The 25992-nt window shown below is 69.0% G+C and carries 25 protein-coding genes and 1 tRNA gene; 7 read left to right on the forward strand and 19 right to left on the reverse strand.

Features of this window, described 5'->3' with window-relative positions:
• The 7 genes from AC1DYN_RS24225 to AC1DYN_RS24255 form a co-directional block, all read right to left on the reverse strand.
• Nucleotides 1-323, reverse strand: a 323-nt coding sequence (locus tag AC1DYN_RS24225; RefSeq protein WP_477963820.1) for an isoaspartyl peptidase/L-asparaginase, incomplete at its 3' end; no start/stop codon positions are given.
• Nucleotides 324-471: 148 nt separating this feature from the next.
• Nucleotides 472-1383 carry a MurR/RpiR family transcriptional regulator gene (locus AC1DYN_RS24230; protein WP_477963822.1) on the reverse strand — a complete coding sequence of 304 codons (912 nt, stop codon included), beginning with the start codon at nt 1381-1383 and terminating at the stop codon, nt 472-474.
• Nucleotides 1384-1453: 70 nt separating this feature from the next.
• Nucleotides 1454-2365 (reverse strand): GNAT family N-acetyltransferase, encoded by a 912-nt coding sequence (locus tag AC1DYN_RS24235; RefSeq protein ID WP_477963824.1) that lies wholly within the window; start codon nt 2363-2365, stop codon nt 1454-1456.
• A 34-nt stretch (nt 2366-2399) separates the two neighbouring features.
• A complete protein-coding gene (locus AC1DYN_RS24240) occupies nt 2400-2804 on the reverse strand; it encodes a class I SAM-dependent methyltransferase (protein WP_477963826.1) in 405 nt (134 codons plus the stop codon).
• The gene (locus tag AC1DYN_RS24245; RefSeq protein WP_477963828.1) at nt 2801-3982 is read right to left on the reverse strand and encodes a DUF4382 domain-containing protein; all 1182 of its coding nucleotides are present in this window, start codon (nt 3980-3982) and stop codon (nt 2801-2803) included. Before AC1DYN_RS24245 ends, AC1DYN_RS24240 begins: the two co-directional genes overlap by 4 nt.
• Nucleotides 3979-4827, reverse strand: coding sequence for a DUF6502 family protein (locus AC1DYN_RS24250; RefSeq protein ID WP_477963830.1), 849 nt, complete (start codon nt 4825-4827; stop codon nt 3979-3981). Before AC1DYN_RS24250 ends, AC1DYN_RS24245 begins: the two co-directional genes overlap by 4 nt.
• Before the next feature lie 31 nt (nt 4828-4858).
• On the reverse strand, nt 4859-7177 hold the full coding sequence (locus AC1DYN_RS24255) for an ATP-dependent DNA helicase (protein WP_477963832.1): 2319 nt from the start codon (nt 7175-7177) through the stop codon (nt 4859-4861).
• Nucleotides 7178-7303: 126 nt separating this feature from the next.
• Here AC1DYN_RS24255 and AC1DYN_RS24260 point away from each other — a divergent pair, with 126 nt between their 5' ends.
• Nucleotides 7304-7555: a hypothetical protein gene (locus AC1DYN_RS24260; protein ID WP_477963834.1), complete on the forward strand. Its 252-nt coding sequence runs from the start codon at nt 7304-7306 to the stop codon at nt 7553-7555.
• A 12-nt stretch (nt 7556-7567) separates the two neighbouring features.
• On the opposite strand, the gene AC1DYN_RS24265 is transcribed toward AC1DYN_RS24260, so the two are convergent.
• Nucleotides 7568-8059 (reverse strand): BON domain-containing protein, encoded by a 492-nt coding sequence (locus AC1DYN_RS24265; protein ID WP_477963836.1) that lies wholly within the window; start codon nt 8057-8059, stop codon nt 7568-7570.
• Between the two features lie 170 nt (nt 8060-8229).
• Here AC1DYN_RS24265 and AC1DYN_RS24270 point away from each other — a divergent pair, with 170 nt between their 5' ends.
• Nucleotides 8230-10536, forward strand: a complete 2307-nt coding sequence (locus AC1DYN_RS24270; RefSeq protein WP_477963838.1) for a carbohydrate-binding protein — start codon at nt 8230-8232, stop codon at nt 10534-10536.
• A gap of 22 nt (nt 10537-10558) precedes the next feature.
• A complete protein-coding gene (locus AC1DYN_RS24275) occupies nt 10559-11431 on the forward strand; it encodes a CPBP family intramembrane glutamic endopeptidase (RefSeq protein WP_477963840.1) in 873 nt (290 codons plus the stop codon).
• Here AC1DYN_RS24275 and pip read toward each other — a convergent pair.
• A complete protein-coding gene (pip, locus tag AC1DYN_RS24280; protein WP_477963842.1) occupies nt 11406-12359 on the reverse strand; it encodes a prolyl aminopeptidase in 954 nt (317 codons plus the stop codon). The genes AC1DYN_RS24275 and pip overlap by 26 nt on opposite strands.
• A gap of 124 nt (nt 12360-12483) precedes the next feature.
• Here pip and AC1DYN_RS24285 point away from each other — a divergent pair, with 124 nt between their 5' ends.
• The gene (locus AC1DYN_RS24285; RefSeq protein ID WP_477963844.1) at nt 12484-13566 is read left to right on the forward strand and encodes a hypothetical protein; all 1083 of its coding nucleotides are present in this window, start codon (nt 12484-12486) and stop codon (nt 13564-13566) included.
• 10 nt (nt 13567-13576) lie between these two features.
• Here the strand turns inward: AC1DYN_RS24285 and AC1DYN_RS24290 are convergent, their stop codons facing one another.
• From AC1DYN_RS24290 to AC1DYN_RS24305, 4 genes are all read right to left on the reverse strand, one after another.
• Nucleotides 13577-15013: a peptide MFS transporter gene (locus AC1DYN_RS24290; protein WP_477963846.1), complete on the reverse strand. Its 1437-nt coding sequence runs from the start codon at nt 15011-15013 to the stop codon at nt 13577-13579.
• A gap of 80 nt (nt 15014-15093) precedes the next feature.
• Nucleotides 15094-15666: a GNAT family N-acetyltransferase gene (locus AC1DYN_RS24295; protein ID WP_477963848.1), complete on the reverse strand. Its 573-nt coding sequence runs from the start codon at nt 15664-15666 to the stop codon at nt 15094-15096.
• A gap of 153 nt (nt 15667-15819) precedes the next feature.
• Nucleotides 15820-18573 carry a preprotein translocase subunit SecA gene (secA, locus tag AC1DYN_RS24300; RefSeq protein WP_477963850.1) on the reverse strand — a complete coding sequence of 918 codons (2754 nt, stop codon included), beginning with the start codon at nt 18571-18573 and terminating at the stop codon, nt 15820-15822.
• Nucleotides 18574-18814: 241 nt separating this feature from the next.
• Nucleotides 18815-19771: a M23 family metallopeptidase gene (locus tag AC1DYN_RS24305; RefSeq protein WP_477963852.1), complete on the reverse strand. Its 957-nt coding sequence runs from the start codon at nt 19769-19771 to the stop codon at nt 18815-18817.
• A 16-nt stretch (nt 19772-19787) separates the two neighbouring features.
• Here AC1DYN_RS24305 and AC1DYN_RS24310 point away from each other — a divergent pair, with 16 nt between their 5' ends.
• Complete coding sequence (locus AC1DYN_RS24310; protein WP_477963854.1) at nt 19788-20105, forward strand: DciA family protein; 318 nt, start codon at nt 19788-19790, stop codon at nt 20103-20105.
• 51 nt (nt 20106-20156) lie between these two features.
• Here AC1DYN_RS24310 and AC1DYN_RS24315 read toward each other — a convergent pair.
• The 6 genes from AC1DYN_RS24315 to petA all read right to left on the reverse strand — a co-directional run bounded on the left by AC1DYN_RS24315 (nt 20157) and on the right by petA (nt 24372).
• Nucleotides 20157-20232 (reverse strand) — tRNA-Thr (locus AC1DYN_RS24315).
• 14 nt (nt 20233-20246) lie between these two features.
• Nucleotides 20247-20792: a ClpXP protease specificity-enhancing factor gene (locus tag AC1DYN_RS24320; RefSeq protein WP_477963856.1), complete on the reverse strand. Its 546-nt coding sequence runs from the start codon at nt 20790-20792 to the stop codon at nt 20247-20249.
• A gap of 5 nt (nt 20793-20797) precedes the next feature.
• The gene (locus AC1DYN_RS24325; RefSeq protein ID WP_477963858.1) at nt 20798-21409 is read right to left on the reverse strand and encodes a glutathione S-transferase N-terminal domain-containing protein; all 612 of its coding nucleotides are present in this window, start codon (nt 21407-21409) and stop codon (nt 20798-20800) included.
• 115 nt (nt 21410-21524) lie between these two features.
• A complete protein-coding gene (locus AC1DYN_RS24330; protein WP_477963860.1) occupies nt 21525-22298 on the reverse strand; it encodes a cytochrome c1 in 774 nt (257 codons plus the stop codon).
• Between the two features lie 35 nt (nt 22299-22333).
• Nucleotides 22334-23734 (reverse strand): cytochrome b, encoded by a 1401-nt coding sequence (locus AC1DYN_RS24335; protein WP_477963862.1) that lies wholly within the window; start codon nt 23732-23734, stop codon nt 22334-22336.
• A 26-nt stretch (nt 23735-23760) separates the two neighbouring features.
• The gene (gene petA / locus AC1DYN_RS24340; RefSeq protein WP_477963864.1) at nt 23761-24372 is read right to left on the reverse strand and encodes a ubiquinol-cytochrome c reductase iron-sulfur subunit; all 612 of its coding nucleotides are present in this window, start codon (nt 24370-24372) and stop codon (nt 23761-23763) included.
• 154 nt (nt 24373-24526) lie between these two features.
• Here petA and mscL point away from each other — a divergent pair, with 154 nt between their 5' ends.
• Nucleotides 24527-24952 (forward strand): large conductance mechanosensitive channel protein MscL, encoded by a 426-nt coding sequence (gene mscL / locus AC1DYN_RS24345; RefSeq protein ID WP_477963866.1) that lies wholly within the window; start codon nt 24527-24529, stop codon nt 24950-24952.
• A 162-nt stretch (nt 24953-25114) separates the two neighbouring features.
• The coding region (locus AC1DYN_RS24350) for a DUF1631 family protein (RefSeq protein WP_477963868.1) at nt 25115-25992 on the forward strand (878 nt) is incomplete at its 3' end.

The raw sequence follows: 25992 nt of genomic DNA on the forward strand, positions 1-25992 counted from the left end.
GCCAGCACCGGGTTGCGCAGCGTGCGCACGCCGGCCACCGCGCCGGCGGCCAGGTCGCTGCCGCGCATCAGGCAGGCATCGAGTTCGTGCTTGCCCTCTGCCGTGTAGACTGCACCGAAACCGGCATTGAACAACGGGCATTCCTCGAGCCGGCGCACCGCTTCGGTGACGACGTCGAGCGCGCCGACGCCGTCGGCGAGCAGCGCCTGGGTAGCGAGCAGGATCTCGTCGAGCGCGGCGCGGTAGCGCAGCTGCTGCGCGTCGGAGATCGACGCGCGCGACAGCGTGCCGGCGCCGCCGTGGATCGCGATGACCGGCGTCACGACAACCCCTCGACCGACGGGTACGTCGGCCACTCCCCCGAGGGGAGCGCGGGCCGGCTCGGGAGCGGCCCGGCGCTCGGCCCGCGGCTCACTGGAGTACCTTCGTGCTGCGCACTGCGGTATTCGCCCTTGGGGCGGCCCGGCGCGCTCATGCCACCCTCCCCGGCTCGATCTGCAGCCACGGCAGCACGCCGCGCGCCATCTCTTCGGCGCGCTGCACCGCGCCTTCGGTGCGGTGCGCGAGCGCGGCGACCAGCGCCTCGAGCAGCGCCAGCACCGTGGCGTTGGAGGTCGGCGCCACCTGGCGGTTGACGTGCGCGTACAGCGTGACGTCGGCCAGCGGCACCAGCGGCGAGCTGGGCTCGTCGGTCAGCGCCAGCACCTTGACGCCGCGTTCGCGCGCCAGCCGCGTCAGCACGATGGTGTCTTCGACATAGCGCGGAAAGGCCAGCGCGATCACCAGGTCGCGCGGCCCGCGCTTGACCAGCTGGCGCGCCGCATGCGAGGGCCCGCCGGCCTGGGCCAGGCTGCCGATCCGCGAGCACAGCGGCTCGAGCTCGTGCTGCAGCACGCCGGCCAGGTAGGCGCTGCTGCCCCAGCCCAGCGTCAGCACCTGGTCGGCGCCGGCGATCAGCTCGACCGCCTGCTCGCACGGCTGCTGCTGCAGCGCCTGCACGGTGTGCTCGATGTTGGCCAGCGTCTCGTGCAGCGATGCCGCCATCGCCTGCTGCGTGCCGGCGGACTGCTTCAGGTTGCTGCGCAGGCTCTCGACCGGCGCCAGGATGGCCTCGAAGCCGCGCGCCAGCTCGGCACGGAACTGCGGGTAACCAGCGAAGTTGAGCGCGCGCGCGAAGCGGTTGGCGGTGGCGATGGAGACGGCGACCTCGCCGGCGAATTCATCGATGTTGAGCGTGGCCGCACGAAACGGGTGCGCCAGCACCGCTTGCCCCATGCGCTGCAGTGCGGCCGGCATCGCCGGGATGCCGGCAGCCACCTGCTGCAGCACCGGCAGGCTGGCGAAGCGGCCGGCCCAGGCGGCGGACGGGGGACGAAGGGTCATGAAAATGGGGTTTCAGGAAAACTGCGTGGACTGTAAAGCAACTTACAGGCCCACCTCCCCCTTGGTAACACTAGGCCGGGATGCGTTCCTTGCGCCACTGCACGCCGGCCGAGATCTGCGCGAAGCCGCAGCGCCGGTACAGCGACAGGGCAGGCAGCCGGTCCTGCCGCACCGTCAGCGCGGCGTGGCCGCGGCCGAGCGCACGGCCCCAGCGCATCGCGGATTGGACCAGGGCCCGGCCGAGGCCGCTGCCGCGGCGGGATTCATCCACACCGAGGTAGTCGACATAGACCTCGTCGGCATCGGGCTCGTGCTGGGCGACCAGGTAGCCGGCGACGGAACCGCCTTCATGCACGACCCGCACCAGGCGCTCGGGATCGGCCAGCGCATCGGCGATGTCGGCGTCCTTCAGGTAGCTGGAAGGGAACAGCCGGTGGTGCAGAGCCAGCAGTCCGGGCAGGTTTTCAGGCACGCCGGGGTGCACGCGCGGGTCGGCGTCCAGGACCATGCCCTGCAGCGGTGCGCGCAGCACGCGGTGCACGTCGATGCGGCGGTAGCCGGCTGCCTCGTAGAGCGCATTCAAGGCCGGGTCGGCCTCGCTCGGGAACGCGTCGAAGCAGCTCAGCTGCGGCAGCCCCTGCTCCAAGGCGTGCAGCAGCATCGGCGCCAGCACCGACTCCGTCTCGCGATCGGCCACCAGCGGGCCGCGCAACCAGGCGCGGCCCAGGACCGGATCGAACTCGCAACCGGCGACGGCCTGCGCCGAGCCGTCGGGGCCGGCGGCCATCCAGAACGCCGCGTCGGCAGCCGGCAACTGCGACAGCTCGCGCGCATGCTGCTCGACGCTGTCGCCTTGCTCGAAGTGCAGGCAGCGAACCCCGCCATCGAGCGCGCGGTTGTGGCGCCAGATGAAGCCGGCCAGTGCCGGCCAGCCGGCGGCGGGCACGCGTTGAACGGGGGCGGGCGATGCGGCGCGGTCCATGCCGCATCGTAGTGCCTCGCGCTGCGTGGCCGCTTCAGCAGGAGGTCAGTTTTCCATCGACGAAGGCGGCGCCGCCCGGGCGCACCGCGCGCCGCACCTGGGCCATGTACTGCGCACGCTCGGCCTCGCTCGACAGCGTCGCGTGCCAGCCCTGGTCGAGCCACACGTCGAAGGCGTGCTGCGGCAGGCTGGCATGCAGCACGTTGGCCTGCATCCACGCGATGTACTTCGACAGCGGCCCGAGGCGGCACTTCATGTCTTGCAGCGCAGCCTCCGAATGCTCGACCACCGTCAGGTCGACCGGCCCTTCCATCCACAGGCTGTCGAGCGCACCGCTGCGGGTGCCGCCGACCGCAATCACCGACAGGCGACCGGCCCGCGCCGGGAGCACGGCGGGGTCGATCACGTGGCCCCAGGTCGAGGATCCGAAGGCCTTCATGGGAAGCTGAACTGCAGCGGAGCCACCGGCGCCGTCACGTCGATGTCCTGCGACTTCGACACGCCCTGGGACGATGCCTGCACGGTGTACCGGGCGGCAGCGGCCGGATCGGCGACGAAGGTCAGCGCCACCGGGTTCGCCACGTACGCGGTGCGGCCCGGCGCGCCGATCGGCAGCGAGAAGTCGAAGGCACCCGTCGTGCCGTCCACCGGCGCCCATTGCACCTCGATCGTCGGTCCGCCGGTCAGGGCCTGCAGCGCCCGCAGCGTCGCGCTGGCCGGCGCCACCGTCCCCGACACCGCGCGCTCGCCCGGCGCCGACAGGGCCGGCGCGATCGGCAGTGCCGCGCTGTTGACGTAGGTGTAGGCAGCCTCGGTCACGGGCACGCCGCTCATCAATGCACTGACATGCCCGGGCGCAGTGACCACCAGGTCGTAGGTGCCGGCCGGCACGGGGTAGAGCACGAACCTGCCGCTCGCATCCGGTGCGCCGGCCTTGACGACGCTGCCGGCGGCCTGCAGCGACACGCCGGTGGCGCTGGTCGCGATGGCCGGGTCGACGTAGCCGATGACGCGCAGCCCGGCGTCCGACAGCACCGACGTGACCGACAGCACCGGCTTCAGGTTGTACTGCCCCGAGTTGCCGCGGCGCACGATGGACTTGCAGGCGTCGAAATCGAGGACGAGGTCGGCCACCTTGTTGGCGGGCACGTCGATGTCGGCATTCAGCTTCAAGCCGCTCTGCTCGGCGCTCGGGGTATCGAGCGCGGTCTCGGTGCCGCCGGTCGGCACCACCGAGTTCGCCAGCGGGTGGCCCGCGTCATTGCCGGCCAGCACCAGCCGCAGCTGCGAATACCGGCCCGCCGGCAGCGAGGTCTGCCCGAGGTCTTCGAGCACGCCGTTGGTCAGGCTCAGCAGGTCGACGCGGCGCGCCGGCGCGAGCACGATCTCCGACCAGCCCGCATCGGCATCGGCGGCGCTCGCGCTCTGGTGCACGCGCACCTTCTCGATCGTCACGTTGACGGCGTCGTAGCCGCAGGCCGGCGCGTCGGTCAGCGAGACGTGCAGCGTGCCGGCGTCGGCACCGGTCCCGCCGATGCCGCCGCCACCGCCGCCACAGCCCGCAGCCAGCAGCACGAGGGAGAACAGGCCGGCACCGGCCATCTGGATGGGCTTCATCTTGAACCTCTCTGGGTAGGGGTATCGGGCACCGCGGCGGGCGCCTCGAAGTAGTAGATGCCGACGCCCACGCGCGAGCGCGCGGTGGCCGGCTGCCCGGGGATGTCGTCCACGTCGTGCGCGGCGAGCCATCCGTCCAACGATTCGAGAAGGGCCTGCGCCTGCGCGGCGCTCAGCGCGCGGAACGCCGGCAGCGCGGCGTCGGGAATGCCGTGGTACATCACCTTGCGCTGGAAGCGCGGGTCGGTCGCGCCGTGCAGCAGGTTGTGGTCGATCGTCTCGACCAGGTCGGCCGCATCGCTGCCGAGGATGTCGAGCTTCTCCGTCGCGCCCTGCTGCGGCACGTAGGCCCGCTGCAAGGGCTCGATGCGGCCATCGTCGCGCCGCGCCACCGCGCCCACGCGCAGCAGCTCGTCGAGCACGGCACGCACCGGCATGTCGCCGCTGTGCCGCCGCACCAGCGTCGCGAAGCCGAGCGGCCCGTCCACGTCGAGGGCACGCGGGCGTCCCCCGCCATCCACGAACTCGGGATCGCGGATCCACCCCGTCAGCACGCGCGCCGCCCGGTTGTATTCACCCGCGGTGGCGGCACTGTCGGGGGCGGCGTCCAGCAGGCGCTGCACGTCCTTGCGGGACAGGCCCGTCAGGATCGAGGCCCGCGAGGTCGAAGCCTTCTTGCCCGGGATGGCGAACTCGGTCAGCGCGACTTCGACGTAGACCCGCTTCGCCAGTTCCTGGAATGCCGCATACGGCATGGCGTGCCGCAGCATCAGCCGCACGAGCGGCCGCAGCACCCGGGCGACGGCCAGCGCGAGCGTGTTCTTCAGGGATCGGTCGGCATCCATTTTGGGAATATTATCCCAAAAGCAGCTTGCGTCAATCTCTGGCGAGGGGGGCGGGCGTCCGCTGCGGCGCGAGCTTCCACCATTTCGGCAGCAGGCTGCGCACCTGTGCCGAGCCGAAGCGGTCGTCGATCAGCACCACCACGCCCTCGTCGGAGGTGGTGCGGATGACCCGCCCTGCCGCCTGCACCACCTTCTGCAGGCCGGGGTAGAGGTAGGCGTAGTCGTAGCCGGCGCCGAAGCGTTCCTGCATGCGCGCGCGCACGCACTCGTTCACCGCGTTCACCTGAGGCAGCCCGAGCGTCGCGACGAAGGCCCCGACCAGGCGCCGGCCCGGCAGGTCGATGCCCTCGGCAAAGGCGCCGCCGAGCACCGCGAAGCCGACACCGCGGCCGTCCGCCGTGAAACGCGCGAGGAACGCCTCGCGCGCCGCCTCGTCCATGCTGCGCGACTGCGCCCACTGCGGCACCTCAGGATGCAGCGTGCGCAGCAACCCGGCCACCTGCTGCAGGTAGTCGAAGCTGCTGAAGAACGCCATGTAGTTGCCGGGCGCCTGCGCGTACTGGTGCGCGATCAGCTCGACGATGGGCGCCAGCGATTGCTCGCGGTGCTGCCAGCGCGTCGAGACGTGGCGCGCCACCCGCACCGACAGCTGCTCGGCGCGGAACGGCGACTCGACGTCGATCCACGCGGTCTCGTCCGGCAGGCCCAGCGTGTCGGCATAGAAGGCCTGCGGCGCGAGGGTCGCCGAGAACAGCGTCGCGGTGTGCGCCGCCGCGAAGCGCGCGCGCAGGTGCGGTGCCGGGATCAGGTTGCGCACGCACAGCGTCGAGCGCACGCGCGTGCCACGGCGTTCGGTCACCGTCACGTCGAGCTGCGAGTGCTCGTCCAGCAGCTCCAGCACGCGGCCGAAATGCAGCAGGTCGAAGTAGAAGCGCAGCAGCGGCGTGTCGTTGGGCGCCTGCGCCCCGTCGGCCAGGTGCTCGGCGATGGCCGAGACGGCAGCCTGCATCGCATCGCGCCATGCAGCGGGCAGCTTGGGCAGCACCGCGAAGTCGGCCGCCTGCGCCTTGTTGAGCGCGTTCCACGCGCGGTGCAAGCGATCGAGTGCCGGCTTCACGGCGGCCGGCGCACCCTTGCGCAGCGCCACCAGGCCGGCCTGCTCGAGCTCGGCCGAATACATCTTGCGACCGCGCTCGACCAGGTTGTGCGCCTCGTCGACCAGCACGCCGACGCGCCAGTCGTTGGCCAGCGCCAGGCCGTGCAGCATCGCGCTGAGGTCGAACCAGTAGTTGTAGTCGCCCACCACCACGTCGCTCCAGCGCACCAGTTCCTGGCTGAGGTAGTAGGGGCAGACCTGGTGCTCCAGCGCGACGGCGCGCACGCGGGCCTGGTCGAGCAGGCGGCCGTCCAGCGCGGCGCTGCGGGCGGCGGGCAGSCGGTCGTAGAAGCCGCGSGCSAGCGGRCAGGMGTCGCCATGGCASGCCTTGTCYGGRTGCTCGCAGGCCTTGTCGCGGGCCACGAGTTCGATCACGCGAAACGGCAGCGCCGTCGCATTGCCGCCGATCTGCCGCAGGGCGTCCAGCGCGAGGCCGCGGCCGGGCGTCTTGGCCGCCAGGTAGAACAGCTTGTCCAGCTGCTGCGTCGGGCAGGCCTTCAGCAGCGGGAACAAGGTGCCCACGGTCTTGCCGATGCCGGTGGGCGCCTGCACCATCAGGCAGCGGCCGGCACTGGCCGCGCGGTAGGCGGCCTCGGCCAGCGGACGCTGCCCGGTGCGGAAGCCGGCGTGCGGGAAGCGCAGCGCCGCCAGCGCCGCATCGCGGGCGGCCCGGTGCGTGAGCTGCAGGTCGGCCCACGCCAGGAAGCGCCGGCAGTGCTGCTCGAAGAACTGCTGCAGCTCTTCGGCGCGCAGCGTTTCGGTGAACACCGTCTCCTGCTGCGTGCCGACGTCGTAGTAGACGAGCGCCAGCTTCAGCTGCGCGAGCGCGAACTTCTGGCACAGCAGCGCGCCGTAGATGCGCGCCTGCGCCCAGTGCAGGTGGCGGTGGTTGGCCGGCTGGCGCGACAGGTCACCGCGGTGGGTCTTGATCTCCTCGACCAGGCCCCGGTCGGGGTCGTAGCCGTCGGCGCGGCCGCGCACGCGCAGGTGGGCGAAGCTGCCGCTGAGGCTGACCTCGGACTGGTAGCCGCCACCCCGGCGCGCGGCCACCGCGGCATGGCCGGCCATTCCTTCCTGTGCCGACGGGCCCGGCGTGAAGCGCAGGTCCAGGTCGCCCTGCTTGGCCGTGAACTCGCACAGCTCGCGCACGGCGACGGTGTAGACCGGGGAGGAGGGGGTGGACGGGGTGCTCATGGCGCCAACGGGGATGGTAGCGGCGGCGTGCTCCTGTCGTCCTACGTCCGGTGTTGGCGATCTCCGACGACCCGCCCGCATCCGACACGGGATGATGAGCGTCCCACTCCACGGAGACACACCACCATGAAGAAATTCATTTCAGCACTCGCCCTCCTGGTCATCGCCGGCACTGCCTTCGCCCAGGCCGGCACCGCCGTGAAGGAAACCGCCAAGGCCACGGCCGAGACGGCGAAGCAAGGCACCGAGAACGTCAAGGCCGCCGCGACCGACGAACCCAAGAGCACGGTCCACAAGGCCAAGGCCAAGGTGCACAAGGCCAAGGCGAAGCAGCATGGCAAGAACGCCAAGGCGGCGGCGAAGGAAGCGGTTCAGTAAGTCCCGCGCGGGTCAGGGCCGGCGCAGCTTGTACGGTGGACGCGCCGAGGGATCGGCGCGGATGATGGCGATCGCCTGCTGCACGTTCGGGATGGCTCGTGCGAAGGCCTCCACCTTCGCCTCCATCCCCGGCTGCGCCGCACAGCCCTCGATGTACAGCACGCGCCCCTGCACGGTCACCCACAGCGAGGTGTCCGGGAAGGGCTGGCGCTCGCGCACCGCCGCCTGGAAGGCCGCGGCAATGTCCTGGTCGTAGGCAAAGGCGTTCGGCCGGTCGCACTCCTTCGCGAGCCAGCAGGTCGTGCCCTTCTCTGCCCGCCGGTGCGACTGCACGCGCCGATCGGCCTCGTCGGTGAACGGCCCGGCCGGCAGCGGACAGTCCGCAATCGCCGACGAGACCTGGAAGAACGGGTCGTTGAACCAGTTCTGCAGCGTTTCACCGGGTTGCGCCCCAACCGCCGCCGTGAAGGCAGACAGCACGATCAAGGTCAGATGGCGTCGCATGAGAAGGTGCATGTTGGCACAGGGTGAAGGCGCGATCCAACCCCTTTCGAGGGGAGATCCCATCGCGCCAGCCGAACGGTTACGTCGGTTGCATGCCACTCCCCGGTGGAACCGCTGATCAGTCGCATCATCGCGCCGCAGTCGCCCTTCCACCCACCGAGGACGTCCCCGTGAAACACCCAGCCCTCCTGACCCTGGCCGCTGCCATCGCCGCCGTCGGCTTCGCGGCCTGCGCCCACGCCGCCGGCGCGACCACCCCGTTCAAGAGCATCGAGGCCGAATCCGGCACGCTGGTCAACGGCGCGCGCGTGGTCTCGCTCACGGCTGCGCCGACCACCCGCTTCGCCAGCCCCGAGCTCGAGGCCTCGGGCCACGCCTACGTCGCGCTCACCGGCCCCGGCCAGGAAGTCTGGTGGACCAACACCACCGGCAGGCCGATCAGCTTCATCAACGTACGCGCCAGCATCCCCGATGCACCCGGCGGCGGCGGCATCACCGCCACGCTGAACCTCTACGTCAACGGCGTGTTCCGCCAGCGCCTGAACCTGAACTCGCGCCAGAGCTGGATCTACGAAGGCGCCAGCTACCAGGCGAGCGACCAGGACCCGGCCAAGGGCCGCCCGCGCGCCTTCTACGACGAGACGGCCGCCTTCGTCAGCGGCGAGCCCATCGGCCCGGGCAGCACCTTCTCGCTGCGCCGCGATGCCGACAACACCGCGGCCTTCTACAACGTCGACGTGGTCGACGTCGAGAACCCGCCTCCGCCCCTCGCCCAGCCGGCCAACTCGATCTCGATCACCAGCTGCGGCGCCATCGCCGACACCACGCCCACCCACGGTGCCGGCAACCCGCAGGCACGCGACAGCACCGCCGCCATCCAGAACTGCATCGACCAGGCCCAGGCGCAGCGCAAGACGCTGTGGGTGCCGCCCGGCATCTTCTACCTGAAGGGCAGCAGCGGCCTGGTCGGCAGCGGCGTCACGATCGAAGGCGCCGGCATGTGGTACAGCACGATCTACCGCGACGTGCCGCTGCCCTACACCAACGGCGGCCTGGGCGCCCTGTTCCAGCTGAGCTCGGCCACGGTGCGCGGCCTGCACCTGGACTCGAATGCGCGCAGCCGCGAACCGGTGGACGGTGCCGGCGGCGCGATGGACATCACCGGCAGCAACTGGCTGGCCGAGAAGCTGTGGACGCAGCATGTGCTGTCAGGCTTCTGGGCCTCGGGCACCGGCGGCATGGTGCGCGACAACCGGCTCACCTCCATCTGGGCCGACGGCTGCAACCTCAACAACGTGTCGATGGGCGCCACCGTCGGCAACAACCTCACCGCCACCAACAACTTCGTGCGCGGCACCGGCGACGATGCGATGGCCATCAACTCGGTGAACTACAACGACACCTCGAACGGCCGCGTCTTCTACACGCCGATGTCCAACATCACCCAGACCCGCAACACGCTGATCGGCGCGTGGAACGGCAAAGGCCTGGGCGTGTACGGCGGCAGCGGCCACCTGGTGGCCGACAACCTGGTGGCCGACACCGCGCGCTACACCGGGCTCGGCGTCGGCCGCTTCGGCGTCAACGGCAACGACCTGCGTTCGTCGCGCATCACCGGCAACCGCATCGAGCGCGCCGGCGGCAACGGCTTCGACCAGGGACAGCCGGCGCTGCACATCGGCAACGGCAGCGACGGGCAGAACACCGGCACCGTCGACGACATCGTCGTCAGCGGCAACACCGTCGTCGGCGCACTGTACGACGGCATCGGCTTCTCCACCGCCACGCACATCGACCTGAACCACAACACGGTGATCGCGCCATGGCGCAACGGCATCGTCGCCAACGCGCCCTTCTACCCGGCACCGAGCGGCAGCGCGCGCATCACCGCCAACGCGGTCGGCGCGCTCACAGCCAGCGGCACCGCGTATGCCAACAGCTCGGGCGGCTTCAACGCGACGCTGGCGCAGAACAGCTGGCAGCTCGGCCGCTCGGACGCGCCGTTCCAGGGCAATGCGATCACGCTGCCGGGCACGCTGCAGGCCGCCAACTACAACAGCGGCGGCGCGGCGCTCGCGTACAACCTGCTGTCGGTCAACGGCACGGCCAACGGCTACCGCGCCGACGGCGTCGACCTGGAGCAGACGGCCGACGAAGGCGGCGGCTACAACGTCGGCTGGACAGCCACCGGCCAGTGGTTCCGCTATTCGGTGAACGTGGCGACGGCCGGCAGCTACACCGCCAGCTTCCGCGTCGCCTCGCCGAACGGCACGCCCGGGGCCTTGCACCTGGCCGACGCGTCGGGCCGCGACCTGAGCGGCGACGTCCACATCCCGGCCACCGGCGGCTGGCAGAGCTGGACCACGGTGACGGCGACCGTCAAGCTCGCGGCCGGGCCGCAGGTGCTGGTGCTGCACCAGGACGCGCCGGGGTGGAACATCCACCGCTTCACACTGGCCGCAGGGGCAAGCCGTTGAAGGACTGCCCCGAGAATGGCGCATGCCTTCTCCCTGGACCTTCCTCCTTCTCTGCCTGGCCCTCTGCGCCGTCTGGCTGCCGGCCATCCCGCTGCCGGGCGGCCGGCGCCTCGCGGCATGGCAACCGTTCTTCGTGGCCTTCCTCGCGTCGGGGCTGGTGTGCAGCGAGCTGTCCTGGATGGCCGTGCTCGCGCTCGGCGCGGCCTGGGCCGCATCGCAGGTGGCGACGCAACCCGGCGCACCGCGCTGCGCCGCGGCCTTGAGCCTCGCCGTGTGGGCCCTGTCACTGGCCCTGGCGGTACACCTGGTGCCCGGGTTCAGCAACCCCCTCGTCGCAGCGGGACTGCGGCTCGGGGAGCACTCCCCGCCGATCACGCAGTACGCCAGCCTGGACAAGGGCGCGGCCGGGCTGATCCTCGTCGCGTTCTTCTGCCGACGCATCCGGGCCTTGCGCGAATGGCCCGGGGTCGCGGGCCAGGGCATCGCCATCGGCATCGCAACCTCGGTGGTCGTGCTGGGCGCCGTGGCAGCGTCCGGGGCCATCGCGCCCGACCCGAAGCTGCCGCGGTTCGCGCTGCTGTGGGTTCCGATCAACCTGCTGCTGACCTGCGTCGCGGAAGAGGCGTTCTTCCGCGGCGTGCTGCAGGAACGGCTGATGCGATGGGCCGAAGGCCGAGATGGATGGCGCTGGATGCCGATCCCCGTCGCCAGCGTCCTGTTCGGCCTGGTGCATGCCGGCGGCGGCATCGCGCTGGCCGCCGCCGCGGCGATCGCAGGCTGCGGCTATGGCCTGGCGTACGCGCGTACCCGCCGCATCGAGTCGGCCGTGCTGGCGCACTTCACGCTCAACGCGATCCACTTCTTCGGGTTCACCTACCCGCTCGCATCGAGCTAGCGAACGCGTCCGTCGCCGCCACGAGCTCGCGCGTGATGCCGGGCTCGGCCGACGAATGCCCGGCATCGGGCACCACGATCAACCGGGCCGAGGGCCAGGCGTCCGACAGCGCATGCGCATAGCGCACCGGGCAGATCACGTCGTAGCGCCCATGCACGATCACGCACGGCAGGTGGGCGATGCGCGACACCTGCGCGAGCAACTGGCCCGGGGTGCGGAAGGCATTGCTGCGGAAGTAGTGCACCTCCAGCCGCGCGAGGCTGAGCGCCTGCTGGTCGGTCTCTTGCTCGTCGGGCTCGGGAATCAGCCGCAGGCAGGCCCCTTCGTAGCGGCTCCAGGCACGCGCCGCCGGCAGGTGGACGGCGGGGTCCTCGCTGCTCACGCGGCGGTGGTAGGCCCCCAGCAGGTCGGCGCGTTCCGCCTCGGGGATCGCGTGCGCAAAGGCCTCCCATTCCTTCGGGAAGAACTGGCGCATGCCGTACAGCCACCACTGGTTCTCTTCGTCGCTCGCGAGCCAGATGCCGCGCAGCACCAGGCCCAGGCAGCGATCGGGATGCGCCTGCGCGTAGGCGATCGACAGCGTCGACCCCCACGACCCGCCGAACACCAGCCAGCGCTCGATGCCGAACTGCGCGCGCAGCCGCTCGATGTCCTCGATCAGCAGGTCGGTGGTGTTGTCGCGGCATTCGCCCGCGGGCGTCGAGCGCCCGGCGCCGCGCTGGTGGAACAGCACGATGTGGTACCTGTGCGGATCGAAGAAGCGCCGGTCGCGCGGCGAGGTGCCGGCGCCCGGCCCGCCATGCAGGAAGACGACCGGGATGCCCGACGGATTGCCGCAGCGCTCCCAGTACAGCGTGTGCAGCTTGCCGACCGGCATGAAGCCTGTCTCGAAGGGCTCGATCTCGGGATGCAGGGCGTCTGTGTTCATGCAGCCACTGTAGCGGCAGCCGCCCGTTCCCTCACCAAAGTCATGCCGTCGCCCGGGGACCCCGCTCCTAGAATCCGCGGCAGTTTCGAGAACCCGAAGTTCAACCGACGAGGTGGTCATCTCCATGGGGTACACGCTGAAGATCGCAAGCACCAGCCCGGGCGCCCCGCTGTCGCTGGTCCAGAGCGCCAAGGCGCTGGTCAAGGAGGTCAACTACCTCGAGACCGCATGGGAATCGTCGCTCGACCAATCGGTCATCAAGCAGATGGTCGCGAGGCTCGGGGCCGACGTGCAGTTCACCGCGGTCGGCAACCCGTCGGTGCGCAAGAACTTCACGCCGGTCAAGCCTTACTACAGCGAGGTGCAGACCAAGGCCACCAATTCGTCGCTGTTCGAGTTCGTGCCGGCCGAGGGCGGCAAGGTGTCGCTGGAGATGCTGCCCGACCGTTTCGGTGCCGCCGCCCGCGTCTGCCCGAGCTGCGGCGGCTCCACGGTGAACGGCCGCCCCGCGGTCGCTCACAGCGTGATCCCGCAGACGATCTGGAAAGACATCATCACCGCGGCGCTCGACGAGTTCTACATCGTGGTGGAAAGCGGCAGCCTCGCCCGACCCGGCAAGCCCGGCCCTGCCGCGGTGCGCTCGTTCGACAGCTTGAGCCAGCAGGCCAGCGGCAGCAAGGTGGACGGCAAGTTCCACTACACCGCCGACGCGAACCGGGCGCTGTACGCCACGCTGTTCCAGCAGAGCCTGATCATGTCGAGCTACGCGGCGCAGGACAACTCCGAGCGCCAGTGCCTGCCGTGCGAAGCGGTACAGGCCGACGCCTCGCTGCTGCAGCGGCTGCAGCTGGAGAAGGCCGACAAGCTGCCGGCGACGGCCAAGTACAACAAGCAGGTCTACGCCCTCGACAAGCACAAGTTCATCGGCCTGCGCTTCCTGTCGGACGCCGGCACCGTGCAGGCGGCCGAAGCGAGTGCCGGCGTCAAGGCGAAGGTCAGCGTCGAAGAGGTGTTCAAGCGCAAGACGCTGGCGCAGATCGGTCGCTTCCTGCTCGGCATCGAGAAGACGCTGGAGGACCAGACCGCGAAGAACCCGAATTCGCCGCTGCTGGCCCTGCTGCTCGACCACTGGGAAGAGTTCGTCTGGGTCTTCCGCACGCAGGGCCTGAAGCAGGCCGGCGTCAACTACACCGGCACGATCTCCTGAAGGGGCCGGCTCAGGCGGCGGGTGCCTGCGCCGCGACGGCGTCCGGCGCCAGCAGCTTGCCGAAGAAGGCCTTGCACAGCAGCAGCAGCACGCCTCCGCCGGCCACCAGCAGCGCATGCAGGCCCCAGAAATCGCGGCCCGGCATGATCTCGAGGAAGCCCGCCAGCCAGCCGACGAAGGTGTTGGCGATGAACAGGTGCAGGTAGTAGGTGCCCATCATCAGCCCCTCGAGCCGCTTCGGCGACAGGCGCGAGTAAAGCGCCAGCCCGACCGGCATCACGTTGGCGAAGCCCAGGTCGTTGAGGATCGTGTAGCCGAAGGCCCACAGCACGCTGACGCGCCCGCCCGCATCGACGATGCCCGAGGCAATGACCAGCAGCCCCGGGCCGCTGGCGGCGATCAGCGAGCCGATGGCCATCTTGACCAGCTCGTCCGGCTCGCGCCGGCGCGTCGCCCACCAGCGCCAGAACGCGATCGAGCCGATCATCGCGCCGGTGCTGACGGCGGCGTCCACCGCCTGCAGCCAGGTCACCGGCATCTGCCAGCCGAACAGGCCCAGGTCCATGTTCTTCTGCGACCACAGCGGGAAGGCGTTGTTGTACTGCTGGTTGCCGACGATCGTCAGCATCAGCACCGGGATCAGGCCCACCAGGATCAGCAGGCGCAGCTTCTCGGCGCGCGTCATGCGCATGCGCGGGCCGGCGGCGGCATCGGCCGCCCGGCGCGCACTGCCCAGCAGCGGCTCGGGCGGCAGGTGGCGCTTGCCGGCCAGGTAGACCACCAGCCCGATCAGCATGCCGATGCCCGCGGCGCCGAAGCCCCAGTGCCAGGCCACCTTCTCGCCCAGCGTGCCGCAGACGATGGGCGCCAGGATCACCGCGATCTGCACCGCCAGCATGAAGATCTGGAATGCGCTGGCGCGCCGCTTGTCGCCCGGCGCATAGAGGTCGCCGACCTGCGCCGCGATGTTGCCCTTGAAGCAACCCACGCCCAGCAGCAGGCAGGCCAGCGCGAACAGGAAGCTGCCCTCGAAGGCCATCAGGAAGTGGCCGGTCGCCATCAGGCTGGCGCCGATCACCACCGTGCGCGTGCGGCCGAGCAGGCGGTCGGCCACCAGCCCGCCGAACAGCGGCGTCAGGTACACCAGGCCGGCGTACAGCCCGAAGATGATGGACGCGWGCTGCTGCGGCGAGCGCGGGCCGGTGACCTGCTCGATGGCGTGGYGCAGCACGTCGATGCCGGCCACCTGGCCGATGTTCTGCGGCAGGAACAGGTAGTTGGTGAGGTACAGCACCAGCAGCGCCTGCATGCCGTAGTAGGAGAAGCGCTCCCACAGTTCGCAGAAGGCCAGCCAGCCGAGGCCGGCAGGGTGGCCGAAGAAGGCACGGTCGGAGCGGGCGTCGCGGCCGGCGAACGGGATGTCGGCGGTGGGATTGAGGGTGGACACGGTGGTGAGGATTCTTGAAAAGCCGCCACTGTCGTCGAAATGGCCGGCCGGCACAACTCGCGCCGACCCCGATCCGGCGCCTAGCGCGGGTCGACGTCGTCGCGCAGGCGCGCCAGCACGACCTGGTCGCTCAGCTCGCCCTGCTCGTCGCGCTCGAAGGCCCGCAGCACGCCTTCGCGACGCATGCCCAGCCGCTCGGCCAGCCGGATCGAGCGCAGGTTGCGCGCGTCGCAGAAGGCCTCGACGCGCACCACGCCCAGCTCGAAGGCCAGCTGCACCAGCGCCGCGCCGGCCTCGTGCATCAGCCCGCGCCCGGCATGGCGCGTATCGGCCACGTAGCCGATCTGGCAGCGCGGCACGTCGAAATCGAAGCTGTGCAGGTCGAGGTTGCCGACGAATTCGCCGCTGTCGCGGTCGAACGCGAAATAGATCAGGCACTCGCCGGCTGCCACGCGCTGGGCGTTGCGCCGGCAGAAGCGCGCGGCCGTGGCCGGATCGAACGGCACCTGGCCCCAGGCGATGAAGCGCAGCTCGCCGAGCGACGCGTTGACGCTCTCCATCACGACGGCCGCGTGCTCCTCGCGCGGGTGCTCCAGCCGCAGGTGCGGCGTGTACAACTCGCGCGGCGCCGCTTGCAGCGTGGTGGCGTCCATCGAAACGGCTCCGAAAAACAACAGCGGAGCCAGAAGGCTCCGCTTATCGCATCCAACGGTCAAGACCCAGCAGCCGCCGGGGAACCGGCTCTGCCGGGCCACTGGCGGCGCCCCCTTGAGGGGGAGGCGCGCCAGCGCCTCGGGGGTGGGCCATCAGACCAACTTGCCGTGGCAGGCCTTGTACTTCTTGCCGCTGCCGCACGGGCACGGGTCGTTGCGGCCGACCTTGGGCAGCAGGTCGGCCAGGTTGCGGTCCTGCACGTCCTGCAGATCCTGCGAGATGCTGCCGTCCTCGTTCGGGTGCGTGTAGGTGACGTTGCTGATCGCCTCGGCCTTCTCCTCGATGGCCTCGGCGGCCTGCGCCACCTGCTCCTGCGTCTGCACGCGCACCGTCATCAGGATGCGCGTGACGTCCATCTTGACGACGTCCAGCAGCTGGCTGAACAGCTCGAAGGCCTCGCGCTTGTATTCCTGCTTCGGGTTCTTCTGCGCATAGCCGCGCAGGTGGATGCCCTGGCGCAGGTAGTCGAGCGCCGCCAGGTGCTCGCGCCAGTGCTGGTCGATCGACTGCAGCAGGATCATCCGCTCGAACGGCAGGAACTGCTCTTCGCCCACCGTCGCCAGCTTGGCGGCAAACGCCTCGTGGCCGGCCTTGACCACCATCTCGACGATCTCGTCGTCGGTGATCGCCTGGCTCTTGTCGACATGGGCCTTCACCGGCACGTCGAGGTGCCATTCGTCGCGCAGCGTCTTCTCGAGCGCATCCAGCTCCCACTGCTCCTCGACGCTCTCGGCCGGCACGAAGGTGCGGGTCACGTCGGCCAGCGTGCTGGCGCGCAGGTTGGTGATCTGCGCGTCGAGCCTGGGGGCCTCGAGGATGTCGTTGCGCTGCTGGTAGATCACCTTGCGCTGGTCGTTCGAGACGTCGTCGTACTCGAGCAGCTGCTTGCGCACGTCGAAGTTGCGCGCCTCGACCTTGCGCTGCGCGCTCTCGATGCTGCGCGTGACGATGCCGGCCTCGATGGCCTCGCCCTCGGGCATCTTCAGGCGGTCCATGATGGCGCGCACGCGGTCGCCGGCGAAGATGCGCATCAGCGGATCTTCGAGCGACAGGTAGAAGCGCGACGAACCCGGGTCGCCCTGGCGGCCCGAACGGCCGCGCAGCTGGTTGTCGATGCGGCGCGATTCATGCCGCTCGGTCGCGATGATGCGCAGGCCGCCGGCCGCCGTCACCTGGTCGTGCAGGCCCTGCCACTCGCTGTGCAGCTTGTCCGCGCGCAGCGTCTTCTCGGCCTCGGTCAGCGACTCGTCGGCCTCGATCAGCTGCACCTGCTTCTCGACGTTGCCGCCCAGCACGATGTCGGTGCCGCGACCGGCCATGTTGGTGGCGATGGTGATCACGCCGGGACGACCGGCCTGCGCGACGATCTCGGCTTCCTTCGCGTGCTGCTTGGCGTTGAGCACCTGGTGCGGCAGCGCCGCCTTCTGCAGCAGGCCCGAGATCAGCTCGGAGTTCTCGATCGAGGTGGTGCCCACCAGCACCGGCTGGCCGCGCTTGACGCAATCGCGGATGTCCTCGATGACGGCCTCGAACTTCTCCTTGTTGGTCTTGTAGACCAGGTCGAGCTCGTCCTTGCGCACCGTCGGCTTGTTCGGCGGCACGATCACGGTCTCGAGGTTGTAGATCTCCTGGAACTCGTAGGCCTCGGTGTCGGCCGTGCCGGTCATGCCCGACAGCTTGCCGTACATGCGGAAGTAGTTCTGGAAGGTGATCGACGCGAGGGTCTGGTTCTCGCTCTGGATCTGCACGCCTTCCTTGGCCTCGACCGCCTGGTGCAGGCCGTCGGACCAGCGGCGGCCCGTCATCAGGCGGCCAGTGAATTCGTCGACGATGACGACCTCGCCGTCCTGCACCACGTAGTGCTGGTCGCGGTTGTACAGGTGGCGTGCGCGCAGCGCCGCGTACACGTGGTGCATCAGCGTGATGTTCTGCGGGTCGTACAGGCTCGCGCCCTCGACCAGCAGGCCGGCCTCGCGCAGGATGCGCTCGGCGTTCTCGTGGCCGTCCTCGGTCAGGAAGACCTGGTGCGACTTCTCGTCGACCGTGAAATCGCCCGGATCGATCACGCCTTCGCCGGTGCGCAGGTCGAGCTCGCCGATCTGCTTCTTCAGCTGCGGCACGACGGCATTGATGCGCACGTAGAGCTCGGTGTGGTCTTCGGCCTGGCCGCTGATGATCAGCGGCGTGCGGGCCTCATCGATCAGGATCGAGTCCACCTCGTCGACGATGGCGTACGACAGCCCGCGCTGCACGCGGTCGGCCGTCTCGTGGACCATGTTGTCGCGCAGGTAGTCGAAGCCGTATTCGTTGTTGGTGCCGTAGGTGACGTCGGCGGCGTAGGCGGCCTGCTTCTCCTCGCGCGACATCTGCGGCAGGTTGATGCCGACCGACAGGCCCAGGAAGTTGTACAGCCGGCCCATCCATTCGGCGTCGCGGCGTGCCAGGTAGTCGTTGACGGTGACCAGGTGCACGCCCTTGCCGGTCAAGGCATTCAGGTACACCGGCAGCGTCGCCATCAGCGTCTTGCCTTCGCCGGTGCGCATCTCGGCGATCTTGCCGTCGTTCAGCGCCATGCCGCCGATCAGCTGCACGTCGAAGTGGCGCATCTTCAGCACGCGCTTGCCGCCCTCGCGGGCGACGGCGAAGGCCTCGGGCAGCAGGTCGTCGAGCGACTCGCCCTTGGCGTGGCGTTCCTTGAACTCGGCCGTCTTGGCCTTCAGCGCGTCGTCGCTGAGCTGCTCGAACTGCGGCTCCAGCGCGTTGATCCGCTGCACCACGACACGGTACTGCTTGAGCAGGCGGTCGTTGCGGCTACCGAAAATCTGGGTGAGAAGCTTGGGCAACATGCAGCGTCAGGGGTTGATCCGGAGGGTGGGCAGCCGCGGCCTCTCACTGACGGGCCGATTTACAGGATGCGGGGAAAAGCTGAGGGTGCGGGGCACGAAAACAAGCCCGGACACGATCGGCGACAAAGCCGCAGAGTTTATCAGCCCCCCAGTCGCTTCGCTCCTGCCCCCAGGGGGCGCCAACCCGGGCCCGGCAAGCCGGATGCCGGGTCGTGCCGGGTCGTACCGCGTCGTGCCAGGATCAATGGCGCGCCGGAGCACGGGCGGTGGTTGCTCCCTTGGCGCCGCTGGCCAGGAACTTGGCCGGATCCTGCGGAACCCCTTCCACCAACACCTCGAAGTGCAGGTGCGGCCCGGTCGAGCGGCCGGTGGTGCCGACATAGGCCACGACCTGCCCGCGGCGCACCAGGTCGCCGGTCTTGACCGCGATGCGCGAGGTGTGGGCATAGCGGGTGACCAGGCCGTTGCCGTGGTCGATCTCGAGCAGGTTGCCATAGGCCGGGTGCTGCTCGGTGGAGCGCACGACGCCGCCGGCCGCGGCCATGATGGGGGTGCCGACGTCGGTCGGGAAATCGAGGCCGGTGTGCAGCGCGGCACGCCCGGTGAACGGGTCAGTGCGGAAGCCGAAACCCGAACCCACCTGCACGTCGATCGGGCGGCTGTTGGGCACCATCAGCTGCTGCATGCGCTGCTCGAACAGGCGCGATTCGACCATCGTGAACAGGTCGGTGCTCTGGTCGGCTGCCTCGTCGAGCGAGGACACCATGCCGTTCAGCTGCTCGAACGACGGCGAACGGGCCGGCACGAAGGGTCCGCCCTGGCCGCCGCTGACGGCGGCCGGCACGATCTGTTTCAACTCTTCGGGTTTCACACCGGCCAGGCCCGACACCCGCTCGCCCATCGCTTCGAGCTTGATCAGCTTGGCCTGCATCTCGCCGACCTTCTGGGCCATCGCGTCGAGGTTCTCGCGCATGAAGCGGTCGCGCTGGGCGAATTCGTCGCGCACCACCAGCCGCGTGATCTGGCTGACCACCGGCCAGCCTTCGCGCGCCGCCTTCAGGAAGATCACGTGGTAGATCGTGCCCGACAGCAGCATCAGCACCAGCGCCAGCATGGCCAGCGCGGCGAGGAACTGCAGGCGGTTGAAGCGCAGCACGCGGGTTCGGGCCAGCGTGCCGTGCGTGATCAGGATCTGCATCGTTAAACTCCTTCCGGTGAAACCGAAGACATCGCCGGTCACCCCCAACGCCTTGCGCATCGAAGAGGCCCTGGGTCGCAGTGCGCCCCTGGCCCACCTGCAGCGGCTGCTGCAGGAATCGAATGCACGATTCGAAGCGATTCGAGACAGTCTTCCACCTGCTCTGGCCTTGCACGTGAAGCCCGGACCCGTGGACGACGAGGGTTGGTCTTTGCTCGCGGCCAACTCTGCGGTGGCCTCCAAGCTGCGCCAACTTCAGCCCCGGCTGGAACAAGCTCTCCGGTCCCGGGGCTGGCAGGTTACTTCAATACGGATCAAGGTTCAATCGATCTGATACCAGACGTTTATCCGGGTGATCGTTGAAGGCCTGGCCTGTCTAGACCAGTGGTGCCCCCGGCAGGAATCGAACCCGCGACCTTCGGTTTACAAAACCGCTGCTCTACCAGCTGAGCTACAAGGGCTTGAGGCGAGGATTCTATTTGATGCGCTTGAGCGCCGGCCGCGGGCCACCGCCCGTCGGAGGCTCGGGCGGCTCGGGAGGTTTCGGCGCGTCATCCGACGCGGCGGGGGCATCCGCCTCGGGCGTGCCGTCGGTGCTGGCCAGGCGCAGGCCGCCACCCGCCGGGCGCGGCTCGGCCGGTGCGGCATCGCCGGCGTCGCCGGCGGTCTCGGCACTGGCCTCGCTCGGCATCGGGAACGCCATGCCCTGCCCGTTCTCGCGCGCATAGATCGCGATCACGTGGTCCACCGGCACCAGGATCTCGCGCGCGATGCCGCCGAAGCGAGCCTTGAACTCGATCACCTCGTTGCCCAGCTTCAGGCCGGTGGTGGCCTCGAAGCTGACGTTGAGGACGATCTCGTTGTTCTTGACGTACTCCGCCGGCACCTGCACCCCACGGTCGACGAACACCGCCAGGTACGGCGTGAAGCCGTTGTCGGTGCACCAGTCGTGCAGGGCGCGGATCAGGTAGGGCCGCGTCGAGGAGCCGGCGTTGCCCGGTGCCGTGGGGGTCGAGGCCATGCTGCTTACTTGCGCATCACCTTCTCGGACGGCGTCAGTGCCTCGATGTAGGCCGGGCGCGAGAAGATGCGCTCGGCGTACTTCAGCAGCGGCACCGCGTTCTTCGACATGTCGATGCCGTAGTAGTCCAGGCGCCACAACAGCGGCGCGATGGCCACGTCGAGCATCGAGAAGTCGTCGCCCAGCATGTACTTGTTCTTCAGGAAGATCGGCGCCAGCTGCGTCAGCCGGTCGCGGATCTGCGAGCGCGCCTTCTCGAGCTGCTTGTCGTTGGGCTTCTGGCCGCGCGACTCGAGCACGTTGACGTGCGCGAACAGCTCCTTCTCGAAGTTCAGCAGGAACAGCCGCACGCGCGCGCGCGCCACCGGGTCGCCCGGCATCAGCTGCGGGTGCGGGAAGCGCTCGTCGATGTACTCGTTGATGATGTGCGACTCGTACAGGATGAGGTCGCGTTCGACGAGGATGGGCACCTCGTTGTAGGGGTTCATCAGCGCGATGTCTTCGGGCTTGGCGAAGAGATCGACGTCGCGGATCTCGAAGTCCATGCCCTTTTCGAACAGAACGAAGCGGCAACGATGCGAGTAAGGGCAGGTCGTTCCGGAGTAAAGCACCATCATGGTGGCGGCTCCTTGGGGGCTAGGGTCAAAACACGAACGCAGCAGGCCGCCATCGGCGGCACCACTGCGTCATCGGCCCGGGCCGCAAGGCAACCCGGGGCGCGAAATCACATCGTTATTTCACGTCTTTCCAGTAGGCGGCGTTCAGGCGCCACGCAATGACGGTGAACATTGCCAGGAACAGCAACACCCAGACGCCGACACGGACTCGCTGGCCTTGCGACGGCTCGCCCATCCATTGCAGGTAGGCGACCAGGTCGGCCACCGCCTCGTCATATTCGTTCGCGCTCAGCTTGCCGGGCGTCACCTGCTCGAAGCCGGCGAACCGGTGCATCGTCTTGCCTTCGGCGTGCGGGTCCTTCTCTTCGACGAACTTCGCCACGCGCTGGCCCTGCAGTTCCCAGAGCACGTGCGGCATCGCGACGCTCGGGAAGGCCAGGTTGTTCCAGCCGGTCGCCTTGGTGTCGTCGCGGTAGTAGCTGCGCAGGTACGTGTACAGGTAGTCGGCGCCCGAGCCCTTGCCGATGTCGGCGCGCGAGCGCGCGATCACGGTCAGGTCGGGCGGCAGCGCGCCGAACCACTCCTTGGCCTGCTTCGCGTCGAGCGAGGTCTTCATCGTGTCGCCGACCTTGTCGGTGGCGAACAGCAGGTTGGCCTTGATCTGCTCCTCGGTCAGACCGATGTCGCGCATGCGGTTGTAGCGCATGTAGGCGGCCTGGTGGCAGTTGAGGCAGTAGTTGACGAACAGCTTGGCGCCGCTTTGCAGCGCCGACAGGTCGGTGGTCTTGGCCGTCGGGAACTTGTCCCAGGCCACGCCGCCCTCCGAGGCCTGCGCGGCACCGCCCATCAAGGCGAGGCTGGCCAGCAAGGTGAGAAGGAGTTTCTTCATGGTCTTGTGTCTCCGGGGCGCACTCAGCGGGTGAATCAGTGGGCGTGGAAGGTGACGCGCTCGGGCACCGGCTTGAACGTGCCGAGCTGGCTCCACCAGGGCATCAGCAGGAAGAAGCCGAAGTACAGCAGCGTGCCGATCTGCGACACGTAGTTGCCGACTTCCGACGGCGGCTGCGCACCCAGGTAGCCCAGGACCAGGAAGAAGAACACGAACACCGCGTAGACGTACTTGTGCCAGTCGGGGCGATAGCGGATCGACTTGACCTTGCTGTGGTCCAGCCAGGGCAGGAAGAACAGGATGATCACCGCGCCACCCATGACGACCACGCCCCAGAACTTGGCGTCGAAGATGTTCAGCAGCGCGACCGCGACCACCGCCGCGACGACCATCGCCAGCTTGCCCATCGCGCCGAAGCGGCCCTTCAGCAGGCCCACGACGGTGGCGACGGCGATGATGCCGGACAGCACCTGCACCATCAGGTCGGTGGTGGCGCGCAGCATCGAGTAGAACGGCGTGAAGTACCACACCGGGGCGATGTGCGCCGGCGTCTTCAGCGGATCGGCCGGGATGAAGTTGTTGTACTCCAGGAAGTAGCCGCCGAACTCGGGCGCGAAGAACAGCACCGCGCTGAAGATCGTCAGGAAGCCGACCACGCCGAAGATGTCGTGCACCGTGTAGTACGGGTGCGACGGGATGCCGTCCAGCGGATGGCCGTCGGCGCCGCGCTTGGCCTTGATCTCGATGCCGTCGGGGTTGTTCGACCCCACTTCGTGCAGCGCGATCAGGTGCGCCGCCACCAGGCCCAGCAGCACCAGCGGCACCGCGATGACGTGGAAGCTGAAGAAGCGGTTCAGCGTCGCGTCGCTCACGACGTAGTCGCCGCGGATCAGCAGCGCCAGGTCGGGGCCGACGAAGGGCACGGCGGCGAACAGGTTGACGATCACCTGCGCGCCCCAGTACGACATCTGGCCCCACGGCAGCAGGTAGCCCATGAAGGCCTCGGCCATCAGGCACAGGAAGATCGCGCAGCCGAAGATCCACACCAGCTCGCGCGGCTTGCGGTAGCTGCCGTACATCAGCCCGCGGAACATGTGCAGGTAGACGACGATGAAGAAGGCCGAGGCCCCCGTCGAGTGCATGTAGCGGATCAGCCAGCCCCASGGYACKTCGCGCATGATGTACTCGACCGASSCGAARGCCAGCGCSGCRTCGGGCTTGTAGTGCATCRYGAGGAARATGCCGGTGACGATCTGGATCACCAGCACCAGCATCGCCAGGGAGCCGAAGAAGTACCAGAAGTTGAAGTTCTTCGGTGCGTAGTACTGCCCCCACTGCTCGTTCCACATCTTCGTGGCGGGGAAGCGGTTGTCGACCCAGGTCATGAGCTTGACGCCCACGGACGCATTGGCGGGCGCTTGCTTGAATTCAGCCATGTCGTTGTTCTCCGGAGTGCTCGGGCTCAGGCCTTCTTGTCTTCGCCGATCAGCAGCTTGGCGTCGGACAAATACATGTGGGGCGGCACTTCGAGGTTGTCGGGCGCGGGCTTGTTCTTGTAGACGCGGCCGGCCATGTCGAAGGTCGAGCCGTGGCAGGGGCACAGGAAGCCGCCGGTCCAGTCGTCGGGCAGCGACGGCTGCGGGCCGGCCTGGAACTTGTCGCCTGGCGAGCAGCCCAGGTGCGAGCAGATGCCCACGACGACCAGGATCTCGGGCTTGCGCGAGCGGTTCTCGTTGCGGGCGTATTCGGGGGTCAGCTCGTCGGGCTTGCGCTGCGACTTCGGATCGGCCAGCTCGGCATCGTTCTTCGGCAGCGTGGCCAGTTGCTCCGGCGTGCGCTTGACGATCCAGACCGGCTTGCCGCGCCATTCGACGGTTTTCTTCTCGCCCGGCTTCAAGTCGCTGATGTCCACTTCGACGGCGGCCCCGGCGGCACGTGCACGCTCGGAGGGCTGGAAGCTGCTGACAAAGGGGACGGCGGCGGTCACGCCGCCGACAGCGCCGGCGCCACAGGCGACGGCCACCCAGGTTCGACGGCCTTGATCGACTTGCTGGTCACTCTGCTTGTCACTCATGTGAGGGGGTCCTTGGCTGGAGACTTCTAGTCACGGGCAACCGAGAATTCTAGCGGACGTGTCAACCCCCTCGCCCCGCGCTCGCGCGCGCGGCTTGACTTCTGGCGCTGCTGGGGAATACTGCCGCGCAGCATCAGAAGAAGAGGAGCATCCCATGGGGTTCGCCACCGAGTTCAAGGCCTTCGCGATGAAGGGCAACGTCGTCGACCTCGCGGTCGGCGTCATCATCGGCGCCGCGTTCGGCAAGATCGTCGATTCGATCGTCAAGGACCTCATCATGCCGGTGATCGGCCGGCTGGTCGGCGGGCTCGATTTCTCGAACTACTTCTTCATGCTGGCCAACCCGCCGGCCGACTTCAAGGGGCCGATGACCTACGAGGCCCTCACGAAGGCCGGCGTACCGCTCTTTGCGTACGGCAACTTCATCACCGTGGCGCTCAATTTCGTGATCCTGGCACTCATCATTTTCGTGATGGTCAAGCAGATCAACCGCCTCAAGCGCGAGGAACCGGCCGCCCCCGCCGCCGCGCCCGAAGAAGTGCAGTTGCTGCGCGAAATCCGGGATTCCCTGAAGAAGTGATCGTTCGCCCCCCGGGGGCGTGAAATGCTCCCCGGCCCGCCAACGTCGCCCCGCCGCAACGCGGCGCGTACCCCTGCCGTTTGGGCTCATACTTGGCGGAATATCCGCCCGGATCACCCATCGGGCGGCTCGCCCCGGTCCGCCCATCGGCCTTGTCCGTAGATGAATCCGATCGATCCACGTTCGCAAGCTGCCTTCGACGCAGCCATCAGCCACCTGAAGACGACCACCGCGGCCGTGGCGGACCGCGTGGCGACCCACCTCGGCACGCTGGCCTCGGCGGCGATGCGGATCATCGAGCGCGACGTGCTGATCAGCGCCCAGCTCGACCTGCGCCGCCACATGAGCACCTTCGTGCTGGTGTTCGGCGACACGCTGAGCAAGCGCGTCACCCGCGAACTCAACCCGAACCGCGAAGCCGGCCGCAGCCTGGCCGAGACCGACTGGATGTCGCTGAGCATCGTCGGCGACGCCGAGGTCGAGGAGCAGATGTCCTCCGACCGCATCAGCCAGGCCATCACCCACGCCTGCGAATGGGAGCTGCGCGACATGGCGGCCTTCACCGGTTCGCTGCTGGGCATCGGCCGCGCCGACCAGGAGCGCAACCCGCTGCGCGCCGAGGTGCTGGGCGCGTCGGTGTTCCGCGCCATCGAATCGGTGTCGAACGAGCGCGAGACGCGCAAGGTGCTGGCGCGCGAGATGAGCCTCGCGATGTCGCGCGCGATGCCGGCCTGCTATGCCGACATCCTGAAGGACTTCCGCGCCCGCGGCGTGCAGCCGGTGAGCCTGTCGGTGCGCGGCGTCGAGGGCCCCGGCAACGAACTGGCGCGCGACCGCGTCAATTCCGGCTATGCGACGCTGCGCGACAGCGGCCACTCCGGCAGTGGCAGCCTGTACGGCCCGACCACGACGGCCGCCGACCTGGACAGCGGCCAGGGCGGCATGCCGCAGCGCGGCGGCCCCGGTTCGGTGGGTGCCGGGCCGGGCGGCTCGACCCGCGGCGGCCTCGGCGGCGGGATGGGCGGCGGCGGGGGCATGGG

The sequence above is a fragment of the Rhizobacter sp. P2_D12 genome, assembly GCF_056404395.1.

Bases quoted from the DNA above. Each gene is read 5' to 3' on its own strand.
- AC1DYN_RS24235 (WP_477963824.1), bottom strand. From the start codon at position 2,365: ATGGACCGCGCCGCATCGCCCGCCCCCGTTCAACGCGTGCCCGCCGCC.
- AC1DYN_RS24275 (WP_477963840.1), top strand. From the start codon at position 10,559: ATGCCTTCTCCCTGGACCTTCCTCCTTCTCTGCCTGGCCCTCTGCGCC.
- AC1DYN_RS24245 (WP_477963828.1), bottom strand. From the start codon at position 3,982: ATGAAGCCCATCCAGATGGCCGGTGCCGGCCTGTTCTCCCTCGTGCTG.
- AC1DYN_RS24250 (WP_477963830.1), bottom strand. From the start codon at position 4,827: ATGGATGCCGACCGATCCCTGAAGAACACGCTCGCGCTGGCCGTCGCC.
- pip (WP_477963842.1), bottom strand. From the start codon at position 12,359: ATGAACACAGACGCCCTGCATCCCGAGATCGAGCCCTTCGAGACAGGC.
- AC1DYN_RS24325 (WP_477963858.1), bottom strand. From the start codon at position 21,409: ATGATGGTGCTTTACTCCGGAACGACCTGCCCTTACTCGCATCGTTGC.
- AC1DYN_RS24295 (WP_477963848.1), bottom strand. From the start codon at position 15,666: ATGGACGCCACCACGCTGCAAGCGGCGCCGCGCGAGTTGTACACGCCG.
- AC1DYN_RS24230 (WP_477963822.1), bottom strand. From the start codon at position 1,383: ATGACCCTTCGTCCCCCGTCCGCCGCCTGGGCCGGCCGCTTCGCCAGC.
- mscL (WP_477963866.1), top strand. From the start codon at position 24,527: ATGGGGTTCGCCACCGAGTTCAAGGCCTTCGCGATGAAGGGCAACGTC.
- AC1DYN_RS24330 (WP_477963860.1), bottom strand. From the start codon at position 22,298: ATGAAGAAACTCCTTCTCACCTTGCTGGCCAGCCTCGCCTTGATGGGC.
- AC1DYN_RS24320 (WP_477963856.1), bottom strand. From the start codon at position 20,792: ATGGCCTCGACCCCCACGGCACCGGGCAACGCCGGCTCCTCGACGCGG.
- AC1DYN_RS24260 (WP_477963834.1), top strand. From the start codon at position 7,304: ATGAAGAAATTCATTTCAGCACTCGCCCTCCTGGTCATCGCCGGCACT.
- AC1DYN_RS24305 (WP_477963852.1), bottom strand. From the start codon at position 19,771: ATGCAGATCCTGATCACGCACGGCACGCTGGCCCGAACCCGCGTGCTG.
- AC1DYN_RS24240 (WP_477963826.1), bottom strand. From the start codon at position 2,804: ATGAAGGCCTTCGGATCCTCGACCTGGGGCCACGTGATCGACCCCGCC.
- secA (WP_477963850.1), bottom strand. From the start codon at position 18,573: ATGTTGCCCAAGCTTCTCACCCAGATTTTCGGTAGCCGCAACGACCGC.
- AC1DYN_RS24265 (WP_477963836.1), bottom strand. From the start codon at position 8,059: ATGCGACGCCATCTGACCTTGATCGTGCTGTCTGCCTTCACGGCGGCG.
- AC1DYN_RS24285 (WP_477963844.1), top strand. From the start codon at position 12,484: ATGGGGTACACGCTGAAGATCGCAAGCACCAGCCCGGGCGCCCCGCTG.
- petA (WP_477963864.1), bottom strand. From the start codon at position 24,372: ATGAGTGACAAGCAGAGTGACCAGCAAGTCGATCAAGGCCGTCGAACC.